This window comes from Streptomyces sp. NPDC048185 (genome assembly GCF_043202495.1).
In the GTDB taxonomy this organism is placed as follows: Bacteria; Actinomycetota; Actinomycetes; order Streptomycetales; family Streptomycetaceae; genus Streptomyces.
Window position 1 is genome coordinate 86,270 of the sequence record NZ_JBIDAN010000001.1, and the last position, 13,438, is coordinate 99,707.

15 protein-coding genes are annotated in these 13,438 nt (G+C 72.5%); 10 read left to right on the top strand and 5 right to left on the bottom strand.

Annotated elements, in window-relative coordinates; all coding sequences use genetic code 11:
* Positions 1-74 precede the first annotated feature (74 nt).
* From ACGF3H_RS00420 to thpD, 5 genes are all read left to right on the top strand, one after another.
* Positions 75-1,205 (top strand): aminotransferase class V-fold PLP-dependent enzyme, encoded by a 1,131-nt coding sequence (locus ACGF3H_RS00420; protein ID WP_362494018.1) that lies wholly within the window; start codon positions 75-77, stop codon positions 1,203-1,205.
* A gap of 326 nt (positions 1,206-1,531) precedes the next feature.
* Positions 1,532-2,050: a diaminobutyrate acetyltransferase gene (gene ectA, locus ACGF3H_RS00425; RefSeq protein ID WP_362493906.1), complete on the top strand. Its 519-nt coding sequence runs from the start codon at positions 1,532-1,534 to the stop codon at positions 2,048-2,050.
* Between the two features lie 120 nt (positions 2,051-2,170).
* On the top strand, positions 2,171-3,442 hold the full coding sequence (gene ectB / locus ACGF3H_RS00430; RefSeq protein WP_362493909.1) for a diaminobutyrate--2-oxoglutarate transaminase: 1,272 nt from the start codon (positions 2,171-2,173) through the stop codon (positions 3,440-3,442).
* A gap of 93 nt (positions 3,443-3,535) precedes the next feature.
* On the top strand, positions 3,536-3,934 hold the full coding sequence (locus ACGF3H_RS00435; RefSeq protein ID WP_362493912.1) for an ectoine synthase: 399 nt from the start codon (positions 3,536-3,538) through the stop codon (positions 3,932-3,934).
* Positions 3,935-3,940: 6 nt separating this feature from the next.
* Positions 3,941-4,840, top strand: a complete 900-nt coding sequence (thpD, locus tag ACGF3H_RS00440; RefSeq protein ID WP_362493915.1) for an ectoine hydroxylase — start codon at positions 3,941-3,943, stop codon at positions 4,838-4,840.
* Positions 4,841-5,160: 320 nt separating this feature from the next.
* Here the strand turns inward: thpD and ACGF3H_RS00445 are convergent, their stop codons facing one another.
* The 5 genes from ACGF3H_RS00445 to ACGF3H_RS00465 form a co-directional block, all read right to left on the bottom strand.
* Positions 5,161-6,219 (bottom strand): aminotransferase class V-fold PLP-dependent enzyme, encoded by a 1,059-nt coding sequence (locus ACGF3H_RS00445; protein WP_362493917.1) that lies wholly within the window; start codon positions 6,217-6,219, stop codon positions 5,161-5,163.
* A gap of 96 nt (positions 6,220-6,315) precedes the next feature.
* Positions 6,316-7,035: a DsbA family oxidoreductase gene (locus ACGF3H_RS00450; protein ID WP_362494021.1), complete on the bottom strand. Its 720-nt coding sequence runs from the start codon at positions 7,033-7,035 to the stop codon at positions 6,316-6,318.
* 76 nt (positions 7,036-7,111) lie between these two features.
* Entirely contained in the window at positions 7,112-7,615 is a 504-nt protein-coding gene (locus tag ACGF3H_RS00455; RefSeq protein ID WP_362493919.1) for a GNAT family N-acetyltransferase, read from the bottom strand.
* Between the two features lie 36 nt (positions 7,616-7,651).
* Positions 7,652-8,260 carry a DUF1349 domain-containing protein gene (locus ACGF3H_RS00460; RefSeq protein WP_362493921.1) on the bottom strand — a complete coding sequence of 203 codons (609 nt, stop codon included), beginning with the start codon at positions 8,258-8,260 and terminating at the stop codon, positions 7,652-7,654.
* A 129-nt stretch (positions 8,261-8,389) separates the two neighbouring features.
* The gene (locus tag ACGF3H_RS00465) at positions 8,390-9,919 is read right to left on the bottom strand and encodes an aldehyde dehydrogenase (NADP(+)) (RefSeq protein WP_362493924.1); all 1,530 of its coding nucleotides are present in this window, start codon (positions 9,917-9,919) and stop codon (positions 8,390-8,392) included.
* Positions 9,920-10,038: 119 nt separating this feature from the next.
* Here ACGF3H_RS00465 and ACGF3H_RS00470 point away from each other — a divergent pair, with 119 nt between their 5' ends.
* From ACGF3H_RS00470 to ACGF3H_RS00490, 5 genes are all read left to right on the top strand, one after another.
* Entirely contained in the window at positions 10,039-10,812 is a 774-nt protein-coding gene (locus ACGF3H_RS00470) for an IclR family transcriptional regulator (RefSeq protein ID WP_362493926.1), read from the top strand.
* A 3-nt stretch (positions 10,813-10,815) separates the two neighbouring features.
* Positions 10,816-11,286, top strand: coding sequence for a GNAT family N-acetyltransferase (locus tag ACGF3H_RS00475; protein WP_362493928.1), 471 nt, complete (start codon positions 10,816-10,818; stop codon positions 11,284-11,286).
* A gap of 77 nt (positions 11,287-11,363) precedes the next feature.
* On the top strand, positions 11,364-11,516 hold the full coding sequence (locus ACGF3H_RS00480; protein ID WP_362493930.1) for a hypothetical protein: 153 nt from the start codon (positions 11,364-11,366) through the stop codon (positions 11,514-11,516).
* Complete coding sequence (locus ACGF3H_RS00485; RefSeq protein ID WP_362493932.1) at positions 11,513-12,760, top strand: histidine kinase; 1,248 nt, start codon at positions 11,513-11,515, stop codon at positions 12,758-12,760. Before ACGF3H_RS00480 ends, ACGF3H_RS00485 begins: the two co-directional genes overlap by 4 nt.
* Entirely contained in the window at positions 12,757-13,419 is a 663-nt protein-coding gene (locus ACGF3H_RS00490) for a response regulator transcription factor (protein ID WP_362493933.1), read from the top strand. Before ACGF3H_RS00485 ends, ACGF3H_RS00490 begins: the two co-directional genes overlap by 4 nt.
* Positions 13,420-13,438 lie beyond the last annotated feature (19 nt).

Genomic DNA, 13,438 nt, shown 5'->3' on the forward strand with positions numbered 1-13,438 from the left:
TGGCGGCGGGGGCCACGGTTACTCTCGACTCCGTACGCGTCGTACACCTGACCGTGAGTGAAGAGAGCACCGCCGTGACCCATCCCTTCCTGGACCTCGCCCCGCTGAGCGCCGCCCGTTTCGCCGCGATCGAGGACCGGGTGGCGCGCCTGCTCGGCACGGGGCAGGACGTCCTGATCACGCAGGGCGAGGCGCTCCTGCCGCTGGAGGGCGCGATCCGCGGGTGCGCCGGGCCGGACACCGTCGCGCTGAACGTCGTCACCGGGCCGTACGGGCAGACGTTCGGGAACTGGCTGCGGGACTGCGGGGCGACGGTGCACGACCTCGCCGTGCCGTTCCACACCGCCGTGACGGCCGACCTGGTCCGGCAGGCCTTCGCCGAGCACCCGGAGATCGACTTCGTGTCCCTGGTGCACGCGGAGGCGGCGACCGGCAACACCAACCCGGTCGCGGAGATCGGCGAGGCGGTGCGGGAGCACGGCGCGCTCTTCTACCTGGACGCGGTGGCCTCGGTGGGCGCCGAGCCGGTGCTGCCGGACGCGTGGGGCGTGGACCTGTGCGTCATCGGCGCGCAGAAGGCGATGGGCGGACCGGCCGGTGTGTCGGCGGTGTCGGTGAGCGAGCGGGCGTGGGCGCGGATGGCTGCGAACCCCGGGGCGCCGCGCCGGTCGTACCTGTCGCTGCTGGACTGGAAGGAGCGCTGGATCGACGGCGGGCGCACGGCGCTGCTGCACGCGCCGGCACAGCTGGAGATGCTGGCGCTGGAGGCGTGCGTCGAGCGCATCGAGGCGGAGGGCCTGGAGACGGTGATGGCGCGGCACGCCTCGGCCGCGGCGGCCACCAGGGCCGGCGCGCTCGCCCTGGGCGGCGGCCTGGAGCCCTACGTGCACGAGGCCCGCGAGGCGGCGCCGGTGGCGACCACCCTGCGGGTCCCCCCGGAGCTGGACGCCTCGGAGCTGGTGGCGCGGGCGCTGGCGTCCGACCCGGCGCTGCCGCTGGCCGCGGGCGGCGGCGCGCTGGCCAAGGAGATGATCCGCGTGAACCACTACGGGCCGGACGCGACGCGTGAGGCCGTGGAGGGCTGTCTGGCGGCACTGGGTGCCGCGCTGGCCGAGAAGGGTGCCACGACCGACCCGGAGGCGGCCCGACGGGCCGCCGAGGGCGCCTGGGACCGGCCGTCCGCCACCGGCTCCGCGGGAGCATGAATTCGAGGTAATTACATGGCTTCACGGAAAGTGAATTAAGTAATTACCTCGATATGCTTCCAGCATTCTCCTGCCCGGTTTTCCCGGGCCTAAACCCACTGATTTCTTGAAGCCCGGACACCGGGCTCCGAACACCTCGCGACGGGTTACATGATTGTGACCCGTTGCACATGGTGTCCGTTTTGCGTTTTATACACCGGTCATTTACTACCAAATCGCCGCCGACTCGCGCGGAAGCACGCGCCCGCGCGATAACACACGAAGCGCTCATACGTAACCCCTTCCGGCGATGCATTTTTTAATTCCACTGGGTAAATTCAATTTGCATGACCGCCGCGCAAGCAGACCTGCGAATCGATCGCCCGGAAGTGGCCGACGGAGCCGCCCTGTGGCGGATAGCGAGGGATTCCAAGGTCCTCGACCTGAACTCGTCCTACAGCTATCTGCTCTGGTGCCGTGACTTCGCCGCCACATCGGCCGTCGCCCGCGACGGGCACGGCGTGCCAGTTGGTTTCGTCACCGGCTACCTGCGTCCGGACCGGCCGGACACGTTGCTCGTGTGGCAGGTGGCGGTGGACGAGGCTTACCGTGGACGAAAGCTCGCGGCTTCCCTGCTCGACGAGCTGGCCGCCCGGACTGCCGCGGAGTGCGGGACGGCGACGCTGGAGACCACCATCTCACCCGACAACACCGCGTCCCAGCGGTTGTTCACCTCGTTCGCCGAGCGGCACGGAGCCCGGCTGGAGCGCGAGGTGCTCTTCGAGACGGAGCTCTTCCCCGACGGGCCGCACGAACCCGAAGTGCTGTACCGCATCGGCCCCCTTCCCGCCCCGGCCCGCGGCTGACCGGCCGGCCCGGCACCCCAGGCCGTCCGGCCCCCTCACACTTCCCGGCAGAGACCGCACCGGTCCCCGGATCCGTACGACCTTCCTCTCCCACCCTCACCCCACGAGGAGCGATTCGTCGTGACCATCACCCAGCCCGACCTCAGTGTCTTCGAGACCGTCGAATCCGAGGTGCGCAGCTACTGCCGCGGCTGGCCCACCGTCTTCGACCGCGCGCACGGCAGCCGCATGTACGACGAGGACGGCCACGAGTACCTCGACTTCTTCGCCGGCGCGGGCTCGCTCAACTACGGGCACAACAACCCCGTCCTGAAACGGGCGTTGATCGACTACCTGGAGCGGGACGGCGTCACGCACGGGCTGGACATGTCGACCACCGCCAAGCGCCGCTTCCTGGAGACGTTCCAGAACATCGTCCTGCGGCCGCGCGACCTGCCGTACAAGGTCATGTTCCCGGGCCCGACGGGCACCAACGCCGTGGAGTCCGCGCTGAAGCTGGCGCGGAAGGTGAAGGGGCGCGAGTCGATCGTGTCGTTCACCAACGCCTTCCACGGCATGTCGCTGGGCTCGCTCGCCGTGACCGGCAACGCCTTCAAGCGGGCCGGCGCCGGCATCCCGCTGGTGCACGGCACGCCCATGCCCTTCGACAACTACTTCGACGGCACCGTCGAGGACTTCCTCTGGTTCGAGCGGCTGCTCGAGGACCAGGGTTCCGGCCTCAACAAGCCGGCCGCCGTGATCGTCGAGACCGTACAGGGCGAGGGCGGCATCAACGTCGCCCGTCCCGAGTGGCTGCGCGCCCTGTCGGAGCTGTGCGCCCGCCAGGACATGCTGCTCATCGTCGACGACATCCAGATGGGCTGCGGCCGTACCGGCGCCTTCTTCTCCTTCGAGGAGGCGGGCATCACGCCGGACATCGTCACCGTCTCCAAGTCGATCAGCGGCTACGGCCTGCCCATGTCGCTGTGCCTGTTCAAGCCGGAACTGGACGTCTGGGAGCCGGGCGAGCACAACGGCACCTTCCGCGGCAACAACCCGGCCTTCGTCACGGCGACCGCCACGCTGGAGGCGTACTGGACCGACGGGTCGGCGATGGAGAAGCAGACCCGTGCCCGCGGTGAGCAGGTCGAGCAGCACATGATCGCCATCACCGAGGAGAACCTCGCCGACGTCAAGGAGTACCGGGGCCGCGGCCTGGTCTGGGGCCTGGAGTTCCACGACAAGGACCGCGCGGGCCGCGTCGCCCGGCGCGCCTTCGAGCTCGGGCTGCTCATCGAGACGTCCGGCCCCGAGAGCGAGGTCGTCAAGCTGCTGCCGGCGCTCACCGTCACGCCCGACGAGCTGGACGAGGGCATGAAGACCCTCGCCCGCGCCGTGCGCGAGACCGCCTGACACGGCCCCACGCGCTTCCGGCGCCTTCGGCCCGCGCGACCGTGGGCGCCGGGGATCCCTGCACACCCTTCACCTAGGAGGCATCGCAACACCGTGATCGTCCGTTCGTTCAAGGAGATCGAAGGCACCGACCGGCACGTGAAGTCGGCGTCCGGCACCTGGGAGAGCAAGCGCATCGTCCTCGCCAAGGAGAAGGTCGGCTTCTCCGTGCACGAGACGATCCTGTACGCGGGCACGGAGACGAACATGTGGTACGCCAACCACATCGAGGCCGTCGTCTGCACCAAGGGCGATGCCGAGCTCACCGACCGCGAGACGGGGAAGACGTACCACATCACCCCCGGCACGATGTACCTCCTGAACGGCCATGAGCGGCACACGCTCAAGGTCAAGGAGGACTTCCACTGCATCTGTGTCTTCAACCCGCCCGTGACCGGACGGGAGGACCACGACGAGAACGGCGTCTACCCGCTGCTCACCGAGGAGGTGTGAGTCATCGTGACCATCACGACCACGAACATCACCGATCTCTACCCCACCCGCGGTGCCACCGAGGTGGCCACTCCCCGGAAGGACCCGGTGGTCTGGGGCAGCCCCGACGCCCCCGGACCGGTGTCCGCCGGTGACCTCCAGGCCCTGGACCGCGACGGCTTCCTCGCCATCGACCAGCTCATCGGGCCGGACGAGGTCGCCGTCTACCAGCGGGAGCTGGAGCGGCTGACGAGCGACCCGGCCGTCCGGGCGGACGAGCGCTCGATCGTGGAGCCGCAGTCCAAGGAGATCCGGTCCGTCTTCGAAGTGCACAAGATCAGCGAGGTCTTCGCGAATCTGGTGCGCGACGAGCGCGTGGTCGGCCGGGCCCGGCAGATCCTCGGCTCGGACGTCTACGTCCACCAGTCGCGGATCAACGTCAAGCCGGGCTTCGGGGCCAGCGGCTTCTACTGGCACTCGGACTTCGAGACCTGGCACGCCGAGGACGGCCTGCCGAACATGCGCACCGTCTCGGTCTCGATCGCGCTCACCGAGAACTACGACACCAACGGCGGTCTCATGATCATGCCGGGGTCGCACAAGACGTTCCTCGGGTGCGCGGGGGCCACGCCGAAGGACAACTACAAGAAGTCCCTGCAGATGCAGGACGCGGGGACCCCGTCCGACGAGGCGCTCACGAAGATGGCCTCGGAGTACGGCATCAAGCTGTTCACCGGCAAGGCCGGCTCGGCGACCTGGTTCGACTGCAACTGCATGCACGGTTCGGGCGACAACATCACGCCGTTCCCGCGCAGCAACGTGTTCATCGTGTTCAACAGCGTGGAGAACACGGCGGTCGAGCCGTTCGCGGCACCGATCCGGCGGCCGGAGTTCATCGGGGCGCGGGACTTCACGCCGGTACGGTGACCCCGGTTCCGGCCGGGGGTCCGGGGGTCACCCCCGGGGAACACAGCATCGGGGCGCGGGACTTCACGCCGGTACGGTGACCCCGGTTCCGGCCGGGGGTCCGGGGGTCGCCCCCCGAAGAACACAGCATCGGGGCGCGGGACCTCACGCCGGTACGGTGACCCCGGTTCCGGCCGGGGGTCCGGGGGTCGCCCCCCGAAGAACACAGCATCGGGGCGCGGGACTTCACGCCGGTGAAGTGAAGCCGCGTCCGAGATTCGGGCAGGGGCCTCCTCGTGTGGGACGGGGGGCCCCTGCCCGCTGCTGTCCCGGCCCGGCCGTCAGCCGGCCAGCACGTCCAGCAGCCGGTCGACGTCCGCCGCCGTGTTGTAGAGGTGGAACGCCGCCCGCAGGTTGCCCGCCCGGTCCGAGACCTGCACGCCCGCCCGGCTCAGCTCGCCCTGCCGGTGGCCGAGCCGGGGCGCGGACACGATCGCGGACCCCGGCGCGGGGACCACCTCGTGGCCCAGGGAGCCCAGGCCCTCGCGGAACCGGTCGGCGAGGGCGGTGTCGTGGGCGTGCACGGCGTCCACGCCGAGTTCCTCGATGAGCGCGAGGGAGTGCCGGGCGCCCGTGTAGGAGAAGAGGGCGGGGCTCTCGTCGAAGCGCCGTGCGGAGTGCGCGAGTTCCTCGACGGGGCCGTAGCAGCTGTCCCAGGGGTGTTCGCCCGACGCCCACCCGGCGAACAGCGGCGTCAGTCCGGCCGCCGCGCCCAGGTCCTCCGGGACGACGAGGAAGGCGACGCCGCGCGGGCAGAGCACCCACTTGTAGCCGACGGCGGCCACGTAGTCGAAGTCGTCCGCGGCCAGCGGCAGCCATCCGTTCGACTGGGAGGCGTCGACCAGCGTCCGCGCGCCGTGCGCCCGGGCGGCGTCCCGCAGCGCCGCGAGGTCGGCAAGCCGGCCGTCGGCCGACTGCACGGAGCTGACCGCGACCAGCGCCGTGTCCGGTCCCACCGACTCGGCGATCCGCTCCAGCGGCACGCTGCGGACCTTGAGGTCGCCCCGCGTGTGGAGCGGGTTGACCAGGGAACTGAAATCGGCCTCCGCGGTGAGGACCTCGGCGCCCGCGGGCAGTGAGGCCGCGACCAGGCCGCTGAAGGTGGCGACCGACGCCCCGGTGGCCACCCGGGAGGCGGGGACGGCGAGGAGACGGGCGAAGGCGGACCGGCTCGCCTCGACGTCGGCGAACATGTCGAGGGGCTGCCCGTCCGCCGCGGCCCGGGCCGCGTCACGCATCGCGGCCAGGGTCCGGGCGGGCAGCAGCCCGGTGCTGGCGGTGTTCAGGTACGTGGTCTTCGGGTCGAACTCGGCACGGACGAGGGTCTCGAAGCTCTCCATGGCACCACTGTGCGGGCCCCGGGACCTCCCCGTCCATCGCGTATTTCTGCGCGATGCCCCCAAGGACTGCTTATGCGCGCCCCGTGACCTGGGCTTTCAGCTCTGGGGCACCGCGCAGCCGTCCGGACCGCACGCCTCGGCGGCCCCGTCCCCGGCGTCGACCGGCTTCAGCGGCGTGCGCCCGCCCCACGCCTGTGCGAGTGCCTGGGTGAAGACCTCGACGGGCTGGGCGCCGGAGACGCCGTAGGCGCGGTCGAGCACGAAGAACGGCACCCCGGTCGCCCCGAGCTGCGCGGCCTCGCGTTCGTCGGCGCGCACCTCGTCGGCGTAGGCGGTGGGGTCGGCGAGCACCTTGCGGACGGCGGCCGCGTCCAGGCCCGCGTCGACGGACAGCTCCACGAGCCGCTCGTCGTCGTCGAACACGGAGCGCTCGTCGGCGAAGTTGCCCCGGTAGAACGCGTCGAGCAGCGCCTCCTGGCGGCCCTCCTCCTTCGCCAGGTGCAGCAGCCGGTGCATGTCGAAGGTGCTGCCGTGGTCACGGCCCCGGGTGCGGTAGTCCAGGCCCTCGGCGGCGGCCTGGGCGCCGAGGTTGTCCTCACCGGCCCGCGCCTGCGCCTCGCTCATGCCGTACTTCGCGGTCAGCATCGCCAGGACGGGCTGGACGTCGTCCTTGGCCCGCCCGGGGTCCAGCTCGAAGGACCGGTGCACCACCTCGACGCCGTCCCGGTGCTCGAAGGCCGCCAGCGCCTTCTCGAAGCGGGCCTTGCCCACGTAGCACCACGGGCAGGCGATGTCGCTCCAGATCTCGACGCGCATGTGTCGGCTCTTCTCCAGGTCGTACGGTGCGCAGGCCTCTCCTCCGCCGCGTACGTGAACGTTCAAGCGTCGGGTCTCATTCCCCGGGCACGTCGAAGCGCAGGTACAGGTGGTGGTCGTCCTCGGCCGGCGGGTTCTCCGGGTCGGGGAACCAGCCCCGGCGGGCGTAGAAGGCCTGGGCGCGGCGGTTGCCGACGTGGACGTCGAGGACCGCCGTCCGCCTGCGGTCGGCCTGCCACTGCTCGACGCAGGCCGCGTGCAGGGCGGTGCCGATGCCGGAGCGCCAGTGGCCGGGGTCGACGTGGAACTGGTACAGCTTGACCGTGCCGGCCGGGGCGTCCTCCGGGACACGGAACGAGGCGATGGCGACGATGCTCCCGCGTTCCACGGCGCACAGCACGTGCCCGTCGGTCCGCTCGACGGCGGTGCGCCAGGCGCCGGCCCAGTCGTAGCCGTCGTCGGGGAGCCCGTCGGGGTAGTACGTCGCCCGGGCGCGGAGGTGCAGGGCGGCCACGGTCTCCGTCTCGGCGGGCAGGACGGTGCGGATCAGCCGGTTCCCGGTCACACGTTCGTCGATCACACTGTGCGAGACGCGGGAACCGGGCCCGCGGTTGCCTCAGCTGCCGTCGCGCAGGTCCGCGGGCGGGCTCGGCCGGAACTCCAGGTGGTCGTACCGGACGGCGCAGCCCTCGCCCGTCGGCGACTGCGTCATGAAGCCGGCCAGGGCCGCGCCCGTCTCCTTCTCGTCGCCCAGGGCGAACACGCGGACGAAGGTCCAGCGTTCGCCGTCGCGGGAGGCGTGGAAGGCGAAGGCCCGTCCGGTGCGGCTGACACGCAGCCACACCGAATCCCCCTCCACCGTGAAGGAGTTGCAGTCGTCGGAGTGCCCCCGGGTGACCACCGTGCAGACGGTGGCCACGTCCGGGGAGTACTCCAGGCACAGCTTGGCCCAGTGCCGCTCGCCGACGTGGACGTAGAGCACCCCGGCGTCGAAGGCGGCCCGGAAACCTACGGTGACGCGGGCGATGAGCTGGAAGTCACCCTCGGGCGCCCCGAGCAGCCGCGGCGCGTCGGTGGCGGGCTCCAGCGATTCCCCGCCGGGCGGCACGAACCGGTCCTGCCGGGGCCCGGCCGTCCCGGTGAGCACACCGTCCGCATAGGACCAGTCGCCGTCGGGGCCGTACGGGCGGAGAGGAAAGGGCAGTTCGGGAAGTTTCACGTCCATCGGCCGAGTATCGCAGGGTGCCGCGGGACACCCGGGGGCGCGGGGCGGTACCGGCGTGCGGCTCCGCCGCGTGGGCGCGGCGGGCCGCGACGGCGCCGCGCCCGCCGAACGGCCCGCACCCCCACGGCGCTACCGCTCGAGCACCCCGTTGAACCGCCGCGGCAGCCCCAGCGGGTTGTCGTCCCGCAGCTCCGGCGGCAGCAGCGCCTCGGGCGCCCCCTGGTAGGCGACCGGCCGCAGCCACCGCTCGATGGCGGTGCCCCCCACCGACGTGGACGTGGACGTCGTCGCCGGGTACGGCCCCCCGTGATGCTGGGCCGCGGCCACCGCGACGCCCGTGGGCCAGCCGTTGACCAGCACCCGCCCGGCGAGCGGCGTCAGCTCCGCGAGGATCTCCGCCCCGCGCCCCTGGCCCGCCGCCTCCTCGGCGGAGAGCTGCACGGTCGCGGTGAGGTTCCCCGGCAGCCGCGACAGCACGCCCCGGACCTCGGCCTCGTCGTCGTAGCGGGCCACCACGGTGACCGGCCCGAAGCACTCCTCGAGGAGCAGGTCGTGCTCGCCCCCGTCGGCCAGCCGCCCGGCCGGCACGGTCAGGAAGCCGGGGCTGACGGTGTGCTCGCCGCCCGCGCCCGGCGTCACCGGTGACTCCACGCCGGGCAGCGCCGCGCGCTCGGCGACCCCGGCGACGAAGTTGTCCCGCATGCGGTGGTCGAGCAGCACCCCGGCGTCGGTGTCGCTGACGGCGTCCGTGAGGGTCTTGACCAGGCCGTCACCGGCGGCGCCGGACGGCACCAGGACCAGGCCCGGCTTGACGCAGAACTGGCCGACGCCCATGGTCATCGAACCGGCGAGCCCCGCGCCGATGGCGTCGGCCCGCTCGGCCGCCGCGGCCTCGGTGACGACGACCGGGTTCAGGGAGCCCAGTTCGCCGTGGAAGGGGATCGGCACGGGCCGAGCCGCCGCCGCGTCGAACAGGGCGCGGCCACCGCGCACGGAACCGGTGAAGCCCGCCGCGGCGATCAGCGGGTGCTTGATCAGCTCGATGCCGGCGTCGAAGCCGTGCACCAGGCCGAGGACGCCCTCGGGGATCTCGTGCCGGGCGGCGGCCCGGCGCAGCACGCTCGCGACCAGCTCGGACAGGGCCGGGTGGTCGGGGTGGGCCTTGACGACGACCGGGCAGCCGGCGGCGAGCGCGCTCGCGGTGTCGCCGCCGGGGACCGAGAAGGCGAAGGGGAAGTTGGAGGCCGAGTAGACGGCGACGACCCCGAGCGGCACCTTGTAGCGGCGCAGGTCGGGGACGGGCGGGGTGGCGGTGTCGTCGGGGTGGTTGATGACCACGCCGAGGAACTCGCCCTCGTCGACGATGTCGGCGAAGGCCCGCAGCTGGTAGCAGGTGCGGGCGAGCTCGCCCGTGAGCCGCACCGGGCCGAGCGCCGTCTCGGCGTCGGCCACCTCGACGAGGGTGTTCTCGGCCGCCTTCAGCTCGTCGGCGGCGGTGCGCAGGAAGGCCGCGCGGACGGCGCGGTCGGCGAGGGCCTCGCGCGCCGCGTGGGCGGCACGGACGGCGGCGTCCACCTCCTGGGCCGTGGCCTCCACCGCGACCTGTTCACGCTGCTTCCCGGTACGGGGGTCGACACTCCAGACTGGTGCTGCTGCCACCGCGGGTCCCTCCACGTGCTCTGCGTTCTCTGCATCGGGGTCGTTCGATATACTGAACGCTGTCTCCGATGATGAATACGGTGGACATTATTTCCCGTCGAACGAAGGGGTCAAGGGCGATGTCGGCTGGCGAGACGGGGGGCGGAGCGCAGGTCAAGTCCGCCGTGCGGACGGTTGAACTGCTCGAGTACTTCGCCGGGCGCCCCGGCATGCACTCCCTCGCGTCGGTCCAGGAGGCCGTCGGATACCCGAAGTCGAGCCTGTACATGCTGCTGCGCACCCTGGTCGACCTGGGCTGGGTGGAGACGGACGCGACGGGCACGCGGTACGGCATCGGCGTCCGGGCGCTGCTGGTGGGCACGTCGTACATCGACGGCGACGAGGTGGTCGCGGCGGCCCGGCCGACGCTGGACCGGCTCTCCGACGACACCACGGAGACCATCCACCTCGCCCGGCTGGACGGCACGAACGTCGTCTACCTGGCCACCCGCCAGTCCCAGCACTACCTGCGGCCCTTCACCCGGGTGGGCCGCCGGCTGCCCGCGCACTCGACCTCGCTGGGCAAGGCGCTGCTGAGCACCTACGGCGACGAGCAGGTCCGCAAGATGCTGCCGGAGACCCTGCCGGCCCTGACCGAACACACCATCACCGACCGGGAGAAGCTCATCGAGGAGCTGCACCAGGTGCGGGAGCAGGGCTTCGCCGTGGACCGCGAGGAGAACACGCTGGGGCTGCGCTGCTTCGGGGTGGCGATCCCCTACCGCACCCCCGCGCGGGACGCGATCAGCTGCTCGGTGCCGGTGGCCCGGCTGACGCCGGCGCACGAGCAGATGGTGAAGGACGCACTCTTCGACGCGCGGGACCGGCTGACCCTGGCCACGCGTAGGCTCTGATCCATGCACATCGCACTGCGCGAGGTCCACGACAGCGATCTGCCCGTCTTCTTCCGGCAGATGAACGACCCCGAGGCCCTGCGCATGGCGGCCTTCACCCCACCCGATCCCGCCGACTGGGACGCCTTCACCAAGCACTGGAACACGATCCGGGCGTCGCGCGACGTCGTGCGGACCATCCTCGGCGACGGTGACGTCATCGGCAGCGCCGCGGTGTACGGGGATCCGGGCGAGCGCGAGGTGACGTACTGGGTGGACCGGGCCTACTGGGGCCGGGGCGTGGCCACCGCCGCCCTACGGGCCCTGCTCGCCGAGGTCGAGGACCGTCCGCTGTACGCGCGGGCGGCCGCGGACAACACCGGGTCGCGGCGCGTGCTGGAGAAGTGCGGCTTCGAGACGAGTGCCCGGGCCCGGGGCTTCGCCCCGGCGCGGGGCGAGGTGATCGACGAGGTCGTCCTCCACCTCGCGGGCTGACGTCCTCCGCCGCACGGCGGAGACGGATCGTCCGTGCGCGGGACGCGTCCGGGGTGCCCGGGCGGGAGCGTGGACCCATGACGCAGACGCCGGCGGGCGATCCCGCCGACCGCCCGACAGGCCCGACGATCCTCACCTACGCTGCCCACATGATCGTCGGCTTCCTCCTCGCCACCGTCGGCGCGCGGTTCCCCGCCCGGCGGCCGGGCACGGCCCGCGTGCGGCCGTGACCGCCCTCGCCGGGTCCCTGTTCGGCCGGCGGGCGCGCCTGCGGTGGATCCATTTGATCCTCGGCGGCGCGCTCGCCATGCCGTACGTGCTGGTCGGCTCGGTCGTGGTCGGCCCGCTCACCGGCGTCGACGACGTCTTCGGCTCGCTGGCCCTCCAACTCGGCTCGTTCACCCTCGGGTTGCCGCTCGCCGCCGTCACCTCGCTGTTCCCGCCGACCCGGCCGCTGGAGTCGGGGGTGGTGCGCTGGCTGTGCGGCGTCGAGGCCGACCGGCTCGCCTACGGGCCCGCCCGGACGAAGGGCGAGAAGGGGCGTACCGCCGCGTGGTTCACGCTGCACCTGGGGGCCGGCGGGATCATCGCGGGGATGTCGCTGGCGGTGCCGCCGTTCGCGGCGGCACTGATCCTGCTGCCCTTCGTCCCGGCACTGCGCGACGAGCCGACGCTGCCCGGCCTCTTCGACCACACCTGGGTGCTCGCGCTCACCCCGGTCGCGGGCGCCGCGCTGCTCGTCGCGCTCGCCGGGTGCGCGGCCGGCTGCGGCGCGCTGCTGGCCCGCTGGGCGCCCACGCTGCTCGGCCCCTCCCCCGAGGACCGGGTCGCGGCGGCCGAGGCACGGGCCGCCGACCTCGCCGTCCGCAACCGGCTCGCGCGCGAACTGCACGACTCGGTCGGCCATGCGCTGAGCGCGGTGGGACTCCAGGCGAGTGCGGCCCGGCGGGTGCTGGACAGCGATCCGGAGTTCGTCCGCGAGGCGCTCACCGCGATCGAGGACACCACCCGGCGCACCGTCGGCGAACTCGACGCCGTCCTGGGCGTGCTGCGGGACGGTGACGCGCCGGGCACCGCACCGGCGCCCACGCTCGCCGCCGACCTCGACGGCCTGCTGCGCCGCACCCGCGCGGGCGGGCCCCGGGTGACGGCCACCGTGGCGGCCGACCCGCAGGCACTGCCGCCGCTGGTGTCCCGCGAGGCGTACCGCATCGTGCAGGAGGGGCTGAGCAACGCCCTGCGGCACGCGGGTGAGCGGGTCACCGTGGCGCTGCGGATCGACGTCGTGGACGACCACCTGCGCATCACCGTCGAGAACCCCTTCGGTGAGGCCCGTGCCCCGCGTCCCGGCGGCGGACACGGCCTGCGCGGCGTCGCCGACCGGGCCCGGCTGCTGGGCGGCGCCGCCGAGGCGGGTGGCGCCGACGGGGTGTGGCGGCTCCACGTTCGCCTGCCGTTGAAGGGACTGGCATGACAGGTACGCCGATCAGGATCGTCCTCGCCGACGACGAACGCATGGTCCGCACCGCCCTGCGCGCCATCCTCTCCGCGGAGCGGGACATGGAGGTCGCCGGTGAGGCGGCGACCGGGGCCGAGGCGGTCTCCGTGGTGCGCGAGACACGGCCCGACGTCGTCCTCATGGACGTCCGCATGCCCGAGGCCGACGGCATCCGCGCCACCGAGCGGATCCTCGCCACGCTCGCCGAACCGCCGCGCATCGTCGTGGTGACCACGTTCGAGAACGACTCCTACGTCTACGACGCCCTGCGCGCCGGGGCCGCGGGCTTCCTGCTCAAGCGCGCCGACGCCGACACGCTCGTCCAGGCCGTGCGGCTGGTGGCGCGCAGCGACACGCTGCTGTTCCCGTCGGCGGTACGGGCGCTCGCGGCCGAGCACGCGCGCGCGAGGCCCGCCCCGCCGGCCTGGGTGGCGCGGCTCACGGAACGCGAGGGCGAGGTGCTGCGGCTGATGGCGACCGGGCTGACCAACGCCGAGATCGCCGAGCGGATGCGGGTGGGCGCGGCCACGGTGAAGACGCACGTGGCGTCGGTGCTCGCCAAGACCGGGACCCGCGACCGCACCCAGGCGGTCATCCGGGCCTACGAGGCCGGCTTCGCGAAACCGGTTTCATGAACGGATGATGAGAAAACGG